Source organism: Pantoea sp. BL1 (assembly GCF_000963985.1).
GTDB lineage: Bacteria > Pseudomonadota > Gammaproteobacteria > Enterobacterales > Enterobacteriaceae > Pantoea > Pantoea rwandensis_B.
The window spans coordinates 1-18547 of sequence record NZ_JZRH01000003.1 but is presented as its reverse complement, the minus strand read 5'-3'; the positions used below and the strand labels follow the sequence as shown (position 1 = coordinate 18547).

Genomic DNA, 18547 nt, shown 5'->3' with positions numbered 1-18547 from the left:
GCGGCTGTGCTATCATGCGCAGCCTTTTATGGTATGACCCCTTAGCCAGACCCGTTTCAGGGCAGAAAAAACGATGGTGAAAGATGACTAACGGCTACATTTCGTTTCCCCAATTCGATCCGGTAATTTTCTCCATCGGACCGATTTCGCTTCACTGGTACGGTTTGATGTATCTGGTGGGCTTTGTATTTGCTATGTGGCTGGCGGTGCGCCGTGCCAACAAACCCGGCAGCGGCTGGAAAAAAGAAGAAGTGGAAAACCTGCTGTATGCGGGCTTCCTCGGCGTGTTCCTTGGTGGCCGTATTGGTTACGTGCTGTTCTATAACTTGCCGCTGTTCCTCGATAATCCACTCTATCTGTTCAAAGTCTGGGATGGCGGTATGTCGTTCCACGGTGGCTTGATTGGGGTGATCGTGGTGATGCTGGTGTTTGCGCGCCGTACCAAACGCACGTTCTTCCAGGTGTCCGATTTCATTGCTCCGCTGATTCCGTTTGGTTTGGGTGCCGGTCGTCTCGGCAACTTCATCAACGGCGAGCTGTGGGGCCGTGTCGATCCCAACTTCAAATTCGCCATGCTGTTCCCGGGGTCGCGCAGTGAAGATATCGCGCTGGCGGCGAACAATCCGCAATATCAGCAGCTGCTGAGCACTTACGGTGTGTTGCCGCGTCATCCTTCGCAGCTGTATGAGCTGTTCCTCGAAGGCATCGTGCTGTTCATCATTCTCAACCTGTTTATTCGCAAGCCGCGCCCGATGGGCAGCGTCTCTGGCCTGTTCCTGATTGGCTATGGCGCTTTCCGCATCATCGTCGAGTTCTTCCGCCAGCCGGATGCCCAACTGGGCCTGTTTGAAGGTGGCATCAGCATGGGGCAGATTCTCTCCATCCCGATGATTCTGGCCGGTGTGATTATGATGATCTGGGCGTTCCGTCGTCGTCCGCAGCAACAAACTCGTGAGGTAAAATGAAACAGTATCTGGATTTAATGCAACATGTGCTGAATGAAGGCGCAGAGAAAGCCGACCGAACCGGTACGGGCACCCTGTCGATTTTCGGCCACCAGATGCGTTTCAATTTGCAGGACGGTTTTCCACTGGTCACCACCAAGAAAGTGCACCTGCGTTCCATCATTCATGAGCTGCTGTGGTTCCTGAAAGGCGAAACCAACATCAGCTACCTGAAAGATAACAAGGTGACGATTTGGGACGAGTGGGCTGATGAGAATGGCGATTTAGGTCCGGTCTACGGCAAGCAGTGGCGCAGCTGGGGCAGTGCGTCAGGTGAAGAGATCGACCAGATTAGCAAAGTGATTGAGCAGTTGAAGCGCGATCCCGATTCACGCCGCATCATTGTATCGGCATGGAACGTGGGTGAACTGGACCAGATGGCGCTGGCACCGTGCCATGCGTTCTTCCAGTTCTACGTGGCGAACGGCAAGCTCTCTTGCCAGCTCTATCAGCGCTCCTGCGATATCTTCCTCGGCCTGCCGTTTAATATCGCTAGCTATGCGCTGCTGGTGCATATGGTGGCGCAGCAATGCGATCTGGAAGTGGGTGATTTTGTCTGGACCGGTGGCGATACTCATCTGTACAGCAACCATCTGGAGCAGGCGCAGTTACAGCTAACGCGCGAACCGCGCCCGCTGCCGAAGCTGGTGATCAAGCGTAAGCCTGCTTCTATCTTCGACTACAACTTCGAAGATTTTGAGATCGAAGGTTACGACCCGCATCCGGCCATTAAAGCGCCAGTCGCGGTGTAAACTGACTCGCATCAACCCTGAAGCCCTGCCACTGTGCGGGGCTTTTTTATCTCTGTTATCTGCATCCGCCTCACAAAAATTTGTCTCTTCATGTACCGCGCGAAAATAGCCTGCGCGACGCTTTCGATCCTGCTTGATGTTGCCTTGTTACCCGCCGTGAAGATGCGCATCTTTATCGCTATGAACAAACACGCAAACCTCGGTTTCACCTTGCCGGAACTGCTATTGGTGATGGTGATCGCTGGCATACTCAGCCTCGGCGCCCTGCACAGTTGGCAGCGCTGGCAGCAGCATCAGCAGCTGCGCGATAGCGTGCAGCAACTACAGGGTTTTCTGTTACGGCTGCGCGCCCATGCGAACTGGCATAACAGCGATCTCAATTTGTGGTTAATTCCCGGCGAACGCGGCTGCCTCGGCGTGGGGGTAAAACCGCCGGAGGGCTGTGAGCTGCCTTCACGCTGGAGGTTAGCGCCGCCGCACACCGGGGTGCGCTTCAGCGCGATCATCGGTGAGCCGGGTTTCTTTGGGCGGCGTGACGTGGCGCGGCCTGGCAGCATTGAGGTTGAAAGCGCGGTCGGTCGCTGGCGGGTGATTATCTCTGCACGAGCACGCCTTCGCGCCTGTCAGGCGGGAGAAAAAGGGTGCGAATAGCGGAGGCCGGCTTCAGCCTGCTGGAGATGCTGATTGCGCTGGCGGTAGGGGCAATATTAATGGTCAGCGTGGGGCGGTTCTTGCCGCTGCTGCTGGAACAAAATCTGCGCCTGCAGCAGCGTGTGCAGTTGCAACAGGAGCTACAGCAGCTTTCCCATACGCTGCAAAAGGCGTTACAGCGCGCGGGATATTGCCGCGGGCAATGCAGTGGACCGGCACTCACGCTCGCTGCTGGTGGCAGCTGTGTCCTGCTGCGCTGGGATGAAAACAGCAATGGGCGCTGGGAAGATGTGGGCAGCAGTGACAGTGACTTTTACGGCTATCGATTGCGCAGTGGGCAACTGGAAATGCAGCGCGCGGTGGATAGCTGCAACGGCAACGGTTGGGAGCGCCTGACCGATCCCGCTTTTCTCACGATTGAGCATTTCAACGTGGTGCGGCAAGGAACCCGGTTAGTTCTCCATCTGACGGGTCGAGCGGGTGCGCAAAGCCTGCAGGTTGAGCACTGGATTGAAGGACGAAATTTATGAGTCAGCACGGCAACAGTACGTTGGGCATGGTGTTGATGCTGTTACTGCTCGGCAGCCTGACGCTTCACGCCACGCGCACGCAGTTGTCACAGGGCATGGTGCTGGTGGCCGATACGCAGCAGTATCATCAAGATTTTGCGCAAGCACAGGCTGCGCTGCAATGGGGGCTGATGCAGAGTTGGCCTGCAGCGTCCGGTTGGCAATGCCAGCAACTGCCCGTACACCAGTGGTTAAGCTGCTTATTACATACGGAGGAGGGTAATGCGCTGTTATCGGGTCAGGATGAAAAGAGTGAACTCCGCCTCTGGCAATGGGTCTCGCCACGCAGCCATCGGCTGCATCCCCAGGCGCACGGCTGGATTGACTACTGTCCATTGTCTAAACCGGAGCACTGCCAGCCGCAGGAAGGATCAGCAGGGCTTTAGCCTGGCTGAAACGCTGGTGGCGATGCTGCTACTGGCGATGACCATCAGCACGCTGTTGCAATACCATCGAGCGCTGGCCTTTGGGTTTAGTCAACAGTGGCAGCAGCGCCAGGCGTGGCAGGTTGCCGGGCAAGCCTTGCTGGGGCGTGAGGTGGCGGGCTGGCACATCGAGCGTCAGCAGCAGAGTGTGGGCATAGGATGCGTGCTGGAGCGCATCACGGTGACGGGCTCGCAACAACGCAGCGCCAGCCTGGCTCAGCTCAATTGTCACTAAGGTGACCTCGGCGATAGGCATCGTTAGCGATACAGGGTAGAGTGACCAGGCTGCGCTGTTTTCCCTCTCAAGGAGATTTATGTTCCGGGTTTACCACTCCAATCAGCTTGATCTGTTGAAAAATCTGGCAGGTATTCTGATTGAAAACCAGCCGCTGAACGATGCGTTCGCGGCCGAACAGGTGCTGGTGCAAAGCCCCGGCATGGCGCAGTGGCTGCAGATGGAGCTGGCAAACAGTTTTGGTATTGCAGCGAACATCGACTTTCCGCTCCCTGCGACCTTTATCTGGAACATGTTTGTCAAAGTGCTGCCCGGCATTCCAGAGGAGAGCGCTTTCACCAAAGCCAGCATGAGCTGGAAATTGATGCATCGCTTGCCCACCTTGCTGGAGCAGGAGGCGTTTCAGCCGTTGCGTCACTACCTCAATGATGACGATGACAAGCGCAAGCTGTATCAACTCAGCGCCCGCGTTGCCGATCTGTTTGACCAGTATCTGGTGTATCGATCTGACTGGCTCAACAGTTGGGAGCGCGGAGAACTCATCGACGGCTTGAGCGATGCCCAGCAGTGGCAGGCCCCGCTGTGGCGCGATCTGGTGGCGTTCACCGAACAATTGGGCCAGCCGATGTGGCACCGTGCCAACCTGTATGCGCGCTTTATCCACGCGCTGGAGCAGGCAACGACGGCACCAGCGGGGTTGCCGCAGCGCGTGTTTATTTGTGGTATCTCTGCGTTGCCGCCCGTGTATTTGCAGGCTCTGGAAGCGCTCGGCCGCCATATCGATATTCATCTGCTGTTTACCAATCCCTGCCGCCACTACTGGGGCGATATTCAGGATTACGCGTTCCTCGCGAAATTGCAGAGCCGCAAGCGTCGCCGCATGCAGTCTGAAGAGGCACAGCCGCTGTTCCGCGATCCCGAAGCAGCACCGACGCTGTTCAACGAACTCGGCGAGCAACAACTCACCAATCCGTTATTGGCCTCCTGGGGCAAACTCGGGCGCGATAACCTGTTCCTGCTCAGTCAGATGGAATCCGCCGCCAACGATATTGATGCCTTTGTTGAGATGCCGCAGGACAGCCTGCTACACAGTCTGCAAGCCGATCTGCTCAACCTGGATGACCACGCCGTGATCGGTTTGCACGCCGATGAACTGGGTAACAGCCACAAAAAACGGGTGCTCGATCCTGACGATCGCACCATCACGCTGCAGGTGTGTCATAGCGCTCAGCGTGAAGTGGAAGTGTTACAGGATCATCTGCTGGCGCTGATGGAGGCCGATCCCGATCTTAAACCGCGCGACATCATCGTGATGGTGGCGGATATCGACAGTTACGCGCCATTCATTCAGGCGGCGTTTGCCAGTGCGCCTGCGGATCGTTATCTGCCGTTTGCCATCTCGGATCGCCGCGCCAGCCAGGCACATCCGGCAATTCTGGCCCTGCTGAGCTTGCTGGCATTACCGGACAGCCGTTTCGCTTCTGAAGAGGTCCTGGCGCTGCTGGAAGTCCCTGCGCTGGCGCAGCGCTTTTCGGTGGATGAAAGCGGTCTGCGCCTGCTGCGTCGCTGGGTGATGGAATCCGGTATTCGCTGGGGGCTGGATGATGCCAGCGTCGAAGCATTGGCACTGCCCGCCACCGGCCAGCATACCTGGCGCTTTGGTTTACAGCGAATGCTATTGGGCTACGCACTGGAAAGTCGTAACGGTGACTGGCAGGGCATTCTGCCTTACGACGAATCCAGTGGATTGATTGCCGAACTTGCCGGACATCTGGCCGAATTACTCTCTCGCCTCGAAGCATGGCGCACCCGATTGGCCGGCGAGCGTACGCTGCCAGAATGGCTGCCGCTGTGCCGCGAGCTGATTGACAGCTTTTTCAACGGCGATGCCGAAAGTGACGCGGCGTTACTACTGGTTGAAACCCAGTGGAAACAAATTATCGAACAGGGCATGCAGGCTGACTATCAGCAGCCGATTCCTGTGACCTTATTACGTGATGAGTTGCGCTCGCGCCTTGATCAGCAACGTATTAGCCAGCGCTTCCTTGCCGGGCCGATTAACTTCTGTACCCTGATGCCAATGCGTTCCATTCCGTTCAAAGTCGTCTGTTTGCTGGGGATGAACGATGGCGTCTATCCACGCACGTTGGCGCCGCTCGGTTTTGACCTGATGCAGCAGCAGGCACGCAAAGGCGATCGTAGCCGCCGTGATGATGACCGCTACCTATTCCTGGAAGCCCTGATTTCTGCACAGCATCAGCTCTACATCAGCTATATCGGTCGTGCGATCCAGGACAACACTGAGCGTTTTCCCTCCGTGCTGGTGACGGAGTTGGTGGATTATCTTGGTCAGAGTTTTTGTCTGCCAGGCGATGAAGCGTGCGAACCCGACGTCAGCGAGCAGCGTGTTCGTGAACATTTACAGAAGCTCCACAGCCGCATGCCCTTTGCAGCTGAGAACTTCCGCCCTGACGCTTACGGCCAGAGCTTCGCGACAGAATGGTTGCCCGCTGCCACCGGCAGTGGCGTGGTGCAGCCAGACTTTGTGCAACGGTTGCCGCCACTGCCGCTGGAAACGCTCTCGCTGGAGCAATTGCTGCGCTTCTGGCGTCATCCGGTACGGGCCTGGTTCCAGCAGCGGCTGGGCGTGGCTTTCTGGATGGAAGAGAGCGAATTGCCGAACAGCGAGCCGTTTGCCCCGGATAGTCTGGAGCGTTATCAAATCAATGCTCAGTTACTGAATACACTGGTCAACGGTGAGGATCCCGCGCAGCTTTATGCACGTCATCGTGCAGCAGGCAATCTGCCATATGGTGCTTTTGGGGAACTTTTCTGGCGGAGCCAGACCGAAGAGATGCAGGAAGTGGCCGCCGAAGTGAGTGGACAGCGCCAGCCCGCAGAGAGTTGGGAAATCAATCTGTCGCTGAATGGGGTGCAGTTGACCGGCTGGTTAACCCAGGTACAAGCTGATGGGTTGTTACGCTGGCGTCCGGGTGTGCTGAACATGAACGATGGCCTGCTATTATGGCTGGAGCATCTGGTGTACTGCGCGTTAGGCGGCAAAGGAGAAAGCCGCATGTACGGGCGCAAACAGAGCCGCTGGCGTTTTAAAGCCATCGACGCTGAACCCGCTCTGTCCCTGTTGAGTGAATACGTGGCGGCTTATCAGGCGGGGATGATCGAACCGCTGATGTTGTTGAACAAATCGGGTGGCGCCTGGCTGGATGCCAGTTTTGATCGAAAATCCGGACAGTTGCTGGACGATGACGCCACGCAGAAAAAGGCATTTAACAAATTGCTGCAAGCCTGGCAGGGTGGTTTTCAGGTGGAGGGCGAAGGCAGCGATCCTTATTTGCAGCGCCTGAGCCGTACGCTGGATGATGAGGCGGTGCAGCTGATTGTTGCCGCCGCTCGCCAGTGGTATTTACCGGTGCGCCTTGCGCATCAAGATGATGAATAGCAATCGGGTAACGCCGCTTTTGCGGGTGTTCCCAAAATCATAAAAAGTTGTCTATTGCGCCGCTGGGCACACAGCCAGCGGTAAAGGGTAAAGAAAGGGGTTTAAATGCGGATTTACGCACGCTGGATTGGAGCGCTGCTGCTGAGCATGCTGGCGCTGAATGCCTTTGCCGATAGCGATCGCGGCTGGCAGCCCATCAATGAAACGATTCGAAAAAGCGATCACGATCCGCGCAGTTATCAGGCCATCACGCTGACTAACGGTATGACGGTGTTGCTGGTGTCTGACAAAGAAGCGCCTAAATCACTGGCCGCACTGACGTTGCCTATCGGCTCGCTGGACGATCCCAATCAGCAGCTTGGGCTGGCGCACTATACCGAACATATGGTGTTAATGGGCTCAAAACGCTATCCGCAACCGGATAATCTGGCCGAATTCCTGAAAAAGCACGGCGGCAGTCACAATGCCAGTACCGCGTCTTATCGCACCGCGTTCTATCTGGAAGTGGAGAATGATGCACTGCAACCGGCGGTGGATCGCCTGGCCGATGCTATTGCAGAGCCTTTGCTCGATCCGGTCAACGCCGATCGTGAGCGTCATGCAGTTAATGCAGAACTCACTATGGCGCGTTCGCGCGACGGCCTGCGTATGGCGCAGGTCGGGGCGGAAACCCTGAACCCAGCGCATCCAGCTTCCCGCTACTCAGGCGGCAACCTTGATACGCTGCGCGATAAGCCAGACAGCAATTTGCATCAGGCCTTGACGGATTTTTATCACAGCCACTATTCCGCCAATCTGATGAAAGCAGTGATATACAGCAACAAATCGCTGCCAGAAATGGCCGACATTGCGGTCCAGACTTTTGGACGAGTGGCTAACCATCAGGCCATCGTGCCGAAAATCGAAGTGCCGGTGGTAACCGATGCGCAGAAAGGCATCATCATCCACTACGTGCCCGCCCAACCGCGTAAACAGCTGAAAGTTGAATTCCGCATCGCCAACAACAGCGACCACTTCCGCAGCAAAACCGATACGTTGATCAGTTACATCCTGGGCAACCGCAGTAAAAACACCCTTAACGACTGGCTGCAAAAGCAGGGGCTGGCCGACGGTGTGAATGCCGGTGCCGATCCGATGACGGACCGCAACAGCGGCGTGTTTGCCATCACGGTCTCCCTGACCGACAAAGGCCTGGCACAGCGTGATGAAGTGGTGGCGGCGATCTTTAGCTACCTCGACATGCTGCGTAGTAAAGGCATCGATAAGGGCTATTTCGATGAGGTGTCGCATGTGCTGGCACTGGATTTCCGCTATCCGTCGATCACCCGTGACATGGATTACATTGAATGGTTAGTGGATACCATGCTGCGCGTGCCGGTGGATCATACGCTGGATGCACCTTATCTCGCGGATAACTTTGATCCTGCGGCGATCAAATCTCGTCTGGATGAGATGACACCGCAAAATGCCCGCATCTGGTATATCAGCCCGAATGAGCCGCACAACAAAGAAGCCTATTTTGTGAATGCGCCTTATCAGGTCGATAAAATCAGTGATGCACAGTTCAGTGACTGGCAGAAGCGCGGCACGCAGATCCAACTGTCGATGCCGACGCTGAATCCGTACATCCCTTCTGATTTCTCCATTATGCCTGGCGATGGCAAAACGTATACGCATCCGGTGGCGCTGACCGACGGTGACAGCATGCGCATCTACTGGATGCCAAGCCAGTTCTACGCCAGTGAACCAAAGGCAGCCATTACTCTGGCACTGCGCAACAAAGCGGCAATAAGCGACGCGCGTCAGCAGGTGTTGTTTGGTCTGAATGATTATCTCTCCAGCGTGGCACTGGATGAGTTGAACTCGCAAGCGTCAGTGGGGGGGATCAGTTTTTCTACCGGTGAAGATGACGGCATTGTGTTCAGCGCCAGTGGTTTTACCCAGCGTCTGCCGGAGTTACTGAAAAAACTGGTTGAGGGCTATGCCAGCTTCCAGCCGGACGCACAGCAACTGGAACAGGCGAAATCCTGGTATCTGGATCGACTGGAAGCAGCCGAGAAGGGCAAAGCCTTCGAGCAGGCGATTCAGCCGATGCAGATGCTGTCACAGCTACCGTATACCCAGCGTGAGACGCGCCGCAAGTTGGTGAAAGACCTGACGCTGAAAGACGTGACGGATTACCGTGATGCCTTACTGCGCAACGCTACGCCGGAAATGATGGTGGTGGGCAACCTCTCCGCCGATCGCGTTAAACAGCTGGGCACCGATCTGCAACAGCAGTTGCACAGCGATGGTCACAGTTACTGGCACAGCGATTACGTGGTGATCGATAAAGCCATCAAGGCCAACCTGCAAACCGCAGGAAGCAGCACGGATTCTGCACTGGCAGCCCTCTACGTGCCACTGGGTTACGACGAGTATCAAAGCATGTCCAACAGCACCATGTTGAGCCAGATTGTCCAACCCTGGTTCTATAACCAACTGCGCACCCAGGAACAGCTAGGCTATGCGGTGTTCTCGTATCAGATGCCGATTGGTCGCCAGTGGGGGATTGGCTTCCTGCTGCAAAGCAACAGCAAGCAGCCGGCCTATCTGATGCAGCGCTTTGAGGCGTTTTATCCGCAGGCTGAGCAACGCCTGCGCGATATGAAACCGGAAGATTTTGCCCAGTATCAGCAGGCGCTGATCAACGACTTAAAACAGCGCCCGCAAACTCTGGATGAAGAAGCGAATCGCTACAGTCGTGACTTTAACCGGCAGAATTTTGCTTTCGATACGCGTGAAAAAGCCATCGAGCAGATTCAAAAGCTCACGCCGCAGGGCGTGGCCGATTTCTTCCATAAAGCGGTGCTGGAACAGCAGGGCATGGCGATGATTTCGCAGATTGGCGGCAGCCACGATGGCGCCACCAAAGATGATTATGCACCTCTGCCAAGCTTCACGACCTGGGATCAGGTGGAGAAGCTACAGCAATCCCTGCCGGTTAAGAGTGACGCGCAATGAGCCTGATTCAGCCGCCAGAACCGCTTAATCCGCTGACGCTGCCGTTGCGTGGCGAGCGGCTGATTGAGGCGTCTGCCGGAACCGGAAAAACCTTCACTATTGGTCTGCTTTATCTGCGGCTTTTGCTGGGGCTGGGCGGGCAAAATGCCTATGCCCGGCCACTGTCGGTCGAAGAAATTCTGGTCGTGACCTTTACCGAGGCGGCCACCGCAGAGTTGCGCGGACGTATCCGTGCCAACATCCATGAGCTGCGGCTGGCCTGCATTCGCGGTACCAGCCGCAATCCGATGCTGATGCAGTTGCTACAGGAGATGCCGCAACCAGCAGAAGCGGCATCGCTGCTGCTGGCTGCAGAGCGGCAGATGGATGAAGCGGCGATCTTTACCATCCACGGCTTTTGTCAGCGCATGCTCAATCTCAACGCCTTTGAATCCGGCATGCTGTTTGAACAGCAGCTGATTGAAGATGAACAGCAACTGCTGCGTCAGGCCACTGCCGATTTCTGGCGTCGCCACTGTTATCCACTCTCGCTGGATATCGCCCGCGTGATTGTCAGTGAGTGGAGTGGCCCGGAGCAATTGCTGGCGACGTTGCGGCCATGGCTGCAAGGCGAATCACCTCACCTGCGTTTAGCGCCCGCTGACGACGAAACGCTGACGACGCGCCACAACGAAAACCTGGCGCGCATTAACGCGATGAAAGCCGAGTGGCGCGCGGTGGGTGAAGAGGTGCTGACGCTGGTGGGACAGTCCGACGTGGACAAACGCAGCTACAGCAGTAAAAATCTGCCGGTGTGGGTGAGTAAAATCAGTTTCTGGGCACAGAGTGAAACCCTGGATTACCAGGTGCCCGCAGAGCTGGCGCGCTTTGGTCAACGGGTGCTGGAGGAGAAAACCAAAAAAGGCCATCCTCCGCACCATGCCCTGTTTGCGGCCATCGACCTGTTTCTGTCCCAGCCCATTTCACTGCGCGATTTGCTGATTGCGCGCGCGCTGGTGGACATCCGCGCCGCCGTGCGGAAAGAGAAACGCCAACAGGCGCTGCTGGGTTTTGATGATCTTCTGAGTCGGCTGGATGATGCTTTACAGCAGCCAGCAGGAGATATGCTGGCGCAGGCGATTCGTCAGCGTTTCCCGGTGGCGTTAATTGATGAGTTTCAGGATACCGATCCGCAGCAATACCGCATTTTCCGTACGCTCTACGGCAATCAGCCTGACCATGCATTGCTGTTAATTGGCGATCCAAAACAGGCTATTTACGCCTTTCGTGGCGCAGACATCTTTACCTATATTCGCGCGCGCAATGAAGTGAGCGCACATTACACCCTGGACACAAACTGGCGCTCTTCGCCAGCGATGGTGGAGAGCGTCAATCAGCTGTTCACTCGGCTCGATTCGCCCTTTGTCTTTGATGCCATCCCTTTCTTGCCGGTGCGCTTCGCTGAACCGAATCAGACGCTCTCACTAACCCTTGATCACCAGGATCAAGCGGCACTGCGTTTTTGGCTGTTGCCGGGAGACGGGTGCAGTGTAGGCGATTATCAGCAGGCGTTAGCACGACAGTGTGCGGCTGATATCAGCCACTGGTTACAGGCAGGGCAGCAACAGCGTGCATTGCTGGGGAGAGCGGCTGCGCAGCGCCCAGTGCAGGCATCGGATATTACGGTGCTGGTGCGAAGCCGCAACGAAGCCAATCTCATCCGTGAAGCACTCAACCAGCTTGGCATTCCCTCGGTCTATTTATCGAATCGCGACAGCGTGTACACCACGCCGGAAGCGCGCGAGTTGCTGTGGTTATTGCAGGCGGTGCTGGCACCCGAACAGGAGCGCATGCTGCGCACGGCGCTCGCCACCTCGCTGTTTGCCTTTGATGCGGCACAGTTGGATGCATTGGATCAAGATGCGCGCGGCTGGGATGAACTGGTAGAGACCTTTGCCCGCTGGCAACTGCTGTGGCAGCAGCGTGGCGTATTACCGATGCTGCGCCAGCTGATGCAGGAACGTCAGTTGGCAGAAAATCTGCTTGCCTCAGAAAATGGCGAACGCCGCCTGACCGATTTGCTGCATCTGGGCGAGCTGATGCAGGAGGCGGCGGCACAGCTCGATAGCCCGCATGCATTGGTGCGCTATCTGGCGCAGCAGATTGCCAGCCCGGACAGTCAATCGTCCAGCCAGCAGTTGCGTCTGGAAAGCGATCGCCATTTGGTGCAGATCGTCACCATCCATAAATCTAAAGGACTGCAATATCCGCTAGTGTGGCTGCCGTTCGCCGCCGGATTCCGCGAGGCGGATACCGCGCTGTATCACGATCGCGACAACTTTGAAGCGGTGCTGGATCTGCAGGCCGATGATGCAAGCCTGGCGATGGCCGAGCAGGAGCGTTTGGCCGAAGATCTGCGCTTGCTGTACGTGGCACTCACCCGTTCGGTGTATCACTGCAGCGTCGGCGTGGCGCCGCTGTTTCGCGGTACGCGTAAAAAAGAAGGTGAGAGCGATCTGCACAAAAGCGCTCTGGGCCATCTATTACAGCGCGGTGAAGCGGCGACAGCGGAACAACTGGGCGCTTTACTCAATCAGCACAATGTCGCGGGTACCGAGGTGATGTACGTGCAGGATCTGGGGTCCGAACGCTGGCAAGCGCCTGATCCCGCTCATGACACATTGGCTGCCCGCACCGTTAGCCGCACGCTGGTGGAACCCTGGCGCGTCACCAGCTACTCCGGCTTGCAGCAACACGGTAGCCAGCGACTACTTGATGTGCTGCCGCGTTTCGATCTGGAAGCCGCAGGCGAAGAACAGCAGGAAGAGATCGCTGAAGCCGCACTGACGCCGCACCATTTTCCACGCGGCGCCGCACCAGGGACTTTCCTGCATGAACTGTTCGAATCACTCGATTTCCCTCAGCCCCCAACGGCGGCATTGCTGGAGCAGCATCTGCAGCAGAATGGGTATCCATTGTACTGGCAACCGATGCTGACTGATTGGATCGCGCGCGTGGTGAGCACGCCGCTCAACGATCAGGGGATACAGCTCGGTCAGGTACAGGCCAGCGATCGACTCGTGGAGATGGGCTTCTACTTGCCGATTGACGGTTTGCTGACCGCGAATGATCTGGATGCGCTGATCCGTCAGGATGCTTTATCGTCCGATGCGCCGCCGCTCGATTTTCGTCAGGTGCAGGGCATGTTGAAAGGCTTCATTGACCTGGTGTTCCGCTGGCAAGGCAAATACTACCTGCTGGATTACAAATCCAACTGGCTGGGCGACAGCCACGAAGCTTATACGCCAGCAGCGATGAGACAGGCGATGATCGACCACCGCTATGATTTGCAATATCAGCTCTACACGCTGGCGCTGCATCGCTATCTGCAACATCGCCTGGCAGATTATGACTATGAGCAGCACTTTGGCGGCGTGTTTTATCTGTTCCTGCGTGGCATGGATGGCACTTCACCGGCCAACGGCGTATTCCACACACGGCCAACTCTGGATTTTGTTTCACAACTGGATAGCCTGTTTCGCGGGCAGGGAGCCACGGCATGAATGGCATTACAGCGCTATTGCATCAGGCGGTTGAGCTGCGTTTACTGCGTTCACTGGATGTTCAGTTCGCACTGTTGCTGGCGGATGACACGCAGCCAGCACGCCTCCTTGCGGCTGCCTGTCTCAGTGCGGAAGCGGGTGAGGGGCACATCTGTTTACCGCTGTCACAGTTGAGCCGTGAAGGGTTATTCAAGGGCCGTCACCCTGAACTGGCGCAGGCCATCTGGCTGGCGGCGGGCGAACCGCAGGACTGGACGCAAATTCTGGCTGGCTGGCCTGCTCTGAGCGACAGCAACAACGAGCAGGCAGCACCGATTGTACTGACCGAAGGCCGTCTTTATCTGCATCGTCTCTGGCACCATGAAGGGCAGGTGGCGCGTTTCTTTCAGGCGCAGTCTGCTCCGCAGGCATTTCCTGATGGAGAGGTGCGTGCTGTACTGGATAACCTGTTTGGTACTGAGCCAGATGACTGGCAAAAAATCGCGGCGGCGGTGGCGCTAACGCAGAAAACAGCGGTGATCTCGGGCGGCCCCGGCACCGGGAAAACCACCACCGTGGCAAAACTGCTGGCGTCCTTGATTCGCCTGAGCCACGGCGCGCTGCGCATTCAGTTGGCAGCCCCGACCGGCAAAGCGGCGGCGCGTTTAACCGAATCGCTCGGTAAAGCGTTGCAAAAACTGCCGGTCAGCGACATTGAGCGCCAACGCTTCCCTGCGGAAGCTACCACGCTGCACCGTTTGCTCGGTGCCCAGCCCGAAACCCAGCGCTTGCGCTATCACGCCGGTAACCTGCTGCATCTGGATGTGCTGGTGGTGGATGAAGCCTCAATGGTTGATTTGGGCATGATGGCCAATCTCATCGCCGCACTGCCACCCCCGGCGCGCGTGATTTTTCTTGGTGACCGCGACCAGTTGGCGTCAGTAGAAGCCGGTGCGGTACTGGGCGATATTTGCCGCTGTGCGGAAGCGGGATACAGCGTCGCGCGTGCCGCCCAGCTGAGTGCGTTAACCGGTTGCCAGGTTGAAGGCCACGATGATGACAGCGCGCCAGCCGTGCGCGACGCCATCTGCTTATTACGCAAGAGCTATCGCTTCGATGCTAACTCGGGCATCGGCAAGCTGGCGGCTGCGGTCAATGCAGGCGAGCCAAAGGCGGTTGAGGCTGCATTTAACGCGGGCTTCAGCGATATATCACGCCAGCCACTCAATGATGGCGAGGCCTATCAGGCAATGCTGAATGATATCGCGGAAGGCTACCGTCCGTTCCTGCGGCTGGTGAGCCAGCGAGCACAGCCCGCAGAGATACTGCACGCATTTGGGCGATTTCAACTGCTGTGCGCACTGCGAGAAGGGCCGTTTGGCGTGCAGGGATTGAATCAGCGTATTGAGCAAAAACTGATGCAGCTGCAGCTGATTCGTCGTCCACAGGGTGGCAGCCGCTGGTATCAGGGGCGCCCGGTGATGGTGACACGCAATGACAGTGCACTTGGGCTGTTTAACGGCGATATCGGGATGACTTTGTTAGATGACGAAGGGCTACTGAAGGTTTTCTTCCCGTTACCCGATGGCAGCATTAAAGCGGTGCAGCCGAGCCGGTTACCGGCGCATGATACGGCCTGGTCGATGACGGTGCATAAATCGCAGGGGTCGGAGTTTGACCATACTGCACTGGTGATGCCGGCGCAGTTTTTACCGGTGCTCACTCGCGAACTGATCTACACCGCCATTACCCGTGCGCGCAAGCAGTTAACGCTCTACAGCGATGAAAGCGTGTTTCGCCGTGCGGTGCAGTTACGCACCCAGCGCCGCAGTGGATTGCTGGATCGGTTAAGCGGGGGAGTCATTCTGAGCGAGAGTTGAGGCCGGTATAGAAACCGACCTCAGCTCAGTGCGGGTGTTTTATTGGATGCGCGTGGATGCGCATCCTAATAACGTTATCAGTCAAATGCGTTGGGCAATTCCAGACCTTCGAGCGCAGCCTGACATTCTCTGCTCTTCTGCCGTATTCACTGCCGTTAGCGCAAATCCGCCATCAGCACTTTCGAACGGCGCTGATAGTTATACATCTGCTTCTTACTCTCCGGCAGTGATTCAATATCAACCGGCGTAAAGCCGCGTTCCTGGAACCAGTGAATACTGCGGGTGGTCAGCACAAACAGCTTCTTCAACCCCATCTGACGTGCCTGCAGCGCCACACGCTCCAGCAACAGCTCGCCGCGTGAAGAGCTGCGGTAATCGGGATGCACCGCCACGCAGGCCATTTCACCAATTTGCTCATCCGGGAAAGGATAGAGCGCGGCACAAGCGATGGTCAGATTGTCGCGCTGAATAATGGTGAATTTGTCGATCTCCATTTCCAACTGCTCGCGCGAACGACGCACCAGAATGCCTTGCTGCTCCAGCGGGCGAATCAATTCGAGAATGCCGCCAATATCGTTGATGGTGGCGCGACGAATCTGCTCAGCGGACTCCATCACAATCTGCGTACCAATACCGTCACGCGAGAACAGTTCCTGAATCAATGCGCCATCTTCCTGATAACTGATCAGGTGGCTACGACGTACGCCGCTGCGGCAGGCTTTCACCGCGCCACGCAGGAAACGCACGGTGCCCGACAGGAAATCACCGTCGTTTTCTATCTCATCAATACGTGCCTGCGCTTCGTTGGGGAACAACTCAGAGATAATGGTGCCTTCGCGGTTGGTGACGCCTTGTTCAGAGCAGAAGCCAATCATTTTCTCGGCTTTTAGCTTGATCGCCAACTGCGTGGCCACTTCTTCGGATGTCAGGTTAAAGCTTTCACCCGTCACCGACACCGCGACTGGGCCGAGCAGCACAATGGCATCATTATCCAGCTGACGATGAATGGCTTCTTCATCGATACGACGAATACGGCCGCTGTGGCAGTAGTCCACGCCATCATCGACGCCCAGCGGCTGGGCAATAATAAAGTTACCGCTCACCACGTTGATGTGCGCGCCTTGCAGTGGGGTGTTATTCAGGCTCATCGACAGTCGCGCGGTAATGTCGAGTTGCAAACGTCCGGCGGCCTGCTTCACCAGTTCCAGTGATTGAGCATCAGTAACGCGCGTATGTTTGTGGTAAATCGGTTCCAGCTGCTGTTGCGCCATGCTGGCATCAATCTGCGGTCTGGCACCATAGACAACCACCAGGCGAATGCCGAGACTATGCAACAAGCCAATGTCGTTAACGATGTTGGAAAAGTTCTCATGCTCGATAGCTTCGCCGCCAAGCATAATGACAAAGGTCTTGTCACGGTGGGCATTTATATAGGGAACGGTATGGCGAAAACCCTGAACCAGTTCAGTACTACGTTCCTTCACGGCAAACCCTCTGTGAATGTTTATTCGTAATTTGTGTATTTTTATGCTCTTTTGTCGGCTATTGCAAGCGCCGGGCCTGACGTTACTTTACGATTTTCCTGATGCAACCCATGCTAACAGCCTGCATTATCTGGTTTTTCTGGCAAAACAACCCACGGCTTGCTAAGCAAAGTTTTCGCCTTCCTCTCGTCAATTGACGATATTTTAGACACTACACGGCAGTTGGAGCGGCATGTCTCAGGCTTTTACACGACGACGATTATTGCAGGGCGCGGGTGCGCTCATGTTATTAAGCGTAACGCGAACCGGGCTGGCGGCCAGTCAGCATATTGTGGCGGTGCGCATCTGGCCTTCGTCAACATACTCCCGCGTGACGCTGGAATCGAATGTTCCCCTCGAGTACAAACAGTTCACTTTGAGCAATCCCGATCGTCTGGTGATCGACATCGATAACCTGCATATCAATCCGGTTCTGAAAGGGGTGGATAAGCAAGTGCGCGTTGAAGATCCCTATATCAAACATGCGCGAGTTGGCCAGTTTGATGCCAACACGGTGCGCGTGGTGCTGGAACTGAAGCGCAACGTTGCACCGAAGATCTTCACGCTGGCACCGGTTGCGGGCATCAAACATCGCTTAGTGGTCGATCTCTATCCGAGCCAACCCTCGCCGGAAGAGGATCCGCTACTGGCGTTACTGAACGATTACAACCAGGGCGACCTTGAGCGCGATCAGCCGGCGCAAGCGCCTTTACCGGGCAAAGCGGGGCGCGATCGTCCGATCATCATCATGATCGATCCTGGCCACGGCGGCGAAGATCCCGGCGCGCATGGCAAATACAAAACGCGTGAGAAAGACATTGTGCTGAAGATTGGTCGCTACCTGAAGGCGTTGATCGACAAAGAGCGCAACATGAAAGCGTATATGACGCGTAACGAGGATGTGTTTATCCCGCTGCGCGTGCGGGTAGCGAAAGCGCGTAAACAGCGTGCCGATCTGTTTGTCTCGATTCATGCCGATGCCTTTACCAGCCGTGCGGCGCGGGGTTCGTCGGTGTTTGCGCTCTCGACCAGCGGTGCAACGTCTACGGCTGCACGCTTCCTGGCGCAGACCCAGAACGAATCAGATCTGATTGGTGGTGTAAGCATGAGCGGTGACCGCTATCTGGATCACACCATGTTCGACATGGTGCAGCGGCAGACCATTAGCGACAGCCTGAAATTCGGCAAAGAGGTGTTATCGCGTATGGGGCACATCAATCATCTGCATAAACGCACGGTGGATCAGGCGGGGTTTGCGGTGCTCAAAGCCCCGGATATTCCATCGATACTGGTGGAGACTGCGTTTATCAGCAATGTCGAGGAGGAGCGAAAGCTGCGCACACCGCGTTATCAGCATCAGGTGGCTGAGGCGATTCTGCATGGGATTAAAGCGTATTTTGACAAGGGTGCGGTGCTGGCGCGTCGCTAAGAAGAGGGCGGCCGCTGTGCCGCTTTTTTACGGGAAGCCAAAAACAAAAAAACACCCGTTAAGGTGCTTATCTGTAATTGGTTGCGGGGGCCGGA

At 56.4% G+C, this 18547-nt stretch carries 12 protein-coding genes; 11 read left to right on the top strand and 1 reads right to left on the bottom strand.

Annotation, left to right across the window (positions count from 1 at the left end; all coding sequences use genetic code 11):
- Positions 1 to 83 precede the first annotated feature (83 nt).
- The 10 genes from lgt (at position 84) to recD (ending at position 15500) form a co-directional block, all read left to right on the top strand.
- Positions 84 to 965: a prolipoprotein diacylglyceryl transferase gene (lgt, locus tag VH86_RS01680; RefSeq protein WP_034823111.1), complete on the top strand. Its 882-nt coding sequence runs from the start codon at positions 84 to 86 to the stop codon at positions 963 to 965.
- Entirely contained in the window at positions 962 to 1756 is a 795-nt protein-coding gene (gene thyA / locus VH86_RS01675; protein ID WP_045816400.1) for a thymidylate synthase, read from the top strand. The genes lgt and thyA overlap by 4 nt, the downstream gene beginning before the upstream one ends.
- A gap of 90 nt (positions 1757 to 1846) precedes the next feature.
- Positions 1847 to 2407 carry a prepilin-type N-terminal cleavage/methylation domain-containing protein gene (locus VH86_RS01670; protein WP_369800282.1) on the top strand — a complete coding sequence of 187 codons (561 nt, stop codon included), beginning with the start codon at positions 1847 to 1849 and terminating at the stop codon, positions 2405 to 2407.
- On the top strand, positions 2398 to 2937 hold the full coding sequence (locus tag VH86_RS01665; protein ID WP_045816402.1) for a prepilin peptidase-dependent protein: 540 nt from the start codon (positions 2398 to 2400) through the stop codon (positions 2935 to 2937). The genes VH86_RS01670 and VH86_RS01665 overlap by 10 nt, the downstream gene beginning before the upstream one ends.
- Positions 2934 to 3362: a DUF2509 family protein gene (locus tag VH86_RS01660; RefSeq protein WP_045831682.1), complete on the top strand. Its 429-nt coding sequence runs from the start codon at positions 2934 to 2936 to the stop codon at positions 3360 to 3362. Before VH86_RS01665 ends, VH86_RS01660 begins: the two co-directional genes overlap by 4 nt.
- Complete coding sequence (locus VH86_RS25600) at positions 3298 to 3636, top strand: prepilin-type N-terminal cleavage/methylation domain-containing protein (protein ID WP_231647074.1); 339 nt, start codon at positions 3298 to 3300, stop codon at positions 3634 to 3636. Before VH86_RS01660 ends, VH86_RS25600 begins: the two co-directional genes overlap by 65 nt.
- 79 nt (positions 3637 to 3715) lie before the next feature.
- Complete coding sequence (gene recC, locus VH86_RS01650) at positions 3716 to 7096, top strand: exodeoxyribonuclease V subunit gamma (protein WP_045831681.1); 3381 nt, start codon at positions 3716 to 3718, stop codon at positions 7094 to 7096.
- Between the two features lie 105 nt (positions 7097 to 7201).
- Complete coding sequence (ptrA, locus tag VH86_RS01645) at positions 7202 to 10099, top strand: pitrilysin (RefSeq protein ID WP_045831680.1); 2898 nt, start codon at positions 7202 to 7204, stop codon at positions 10097 to 10099.
- Positions 10096 to 13641: an exodeoxyribonuclease V subunit beta gene (gene recB / locus VH86_RS01640; protein ID WP_045831679.1), complete on the top strand. Its 3546-nt coding sequence runs from the start codon at positions 10096 to 10098 to the stop codon at positions 13639 to 13641. Before ptrA ends, recB begins: the two co-directional genes overlap by 4 nt.
- Positions 13638 to 15500, top strand: coding sequence for an exodeoxyribonuclease V subunit alpha (gene recD / locus VH86_RS01635; protein WP_045831678.1), 1863 nt, complete (start codon positions 13638 to 13640; stop codon positions 15498 to 15500). Before recB ends, recD begins: the two co-directional genes overlap by 4 nt.
- 155 nt (positions 15501 to 15655) lie before the next feature.
- Here the strand turns inward: recD and argA are convergent, their stop codons facing one another.
- Positions 15656 to 16984, bottom strand: coding sequence for an amino-acid N-acetyltransferase (gene argA / locus VH86_RS01630; protein ID WP_045816408.1), 1329 nt, complete (start codon positions 16982 to 16984; stop codon positions 15656 to 15658).
- Positions 16985 to 17216: 232 nt separating this feature from the next.
- On the opposite strand from argA, the gene amiC reads away from it, so the two are divergent.
- Positions 17217 to 18452 (top strand): N-acetylmuramoyl-L-alanine amidase AmiC, encoded by a 1236-nt coding sequence (gene amiC, locus VH86_RS01625; RefSeq protein WP_045831677.1) that lies wholly within the window; start codon positions 17217 to 17219, stop codon positions 18450 to 18452.
- Positions 18453 to 18547: the final 95 nt, after the last annotated feature.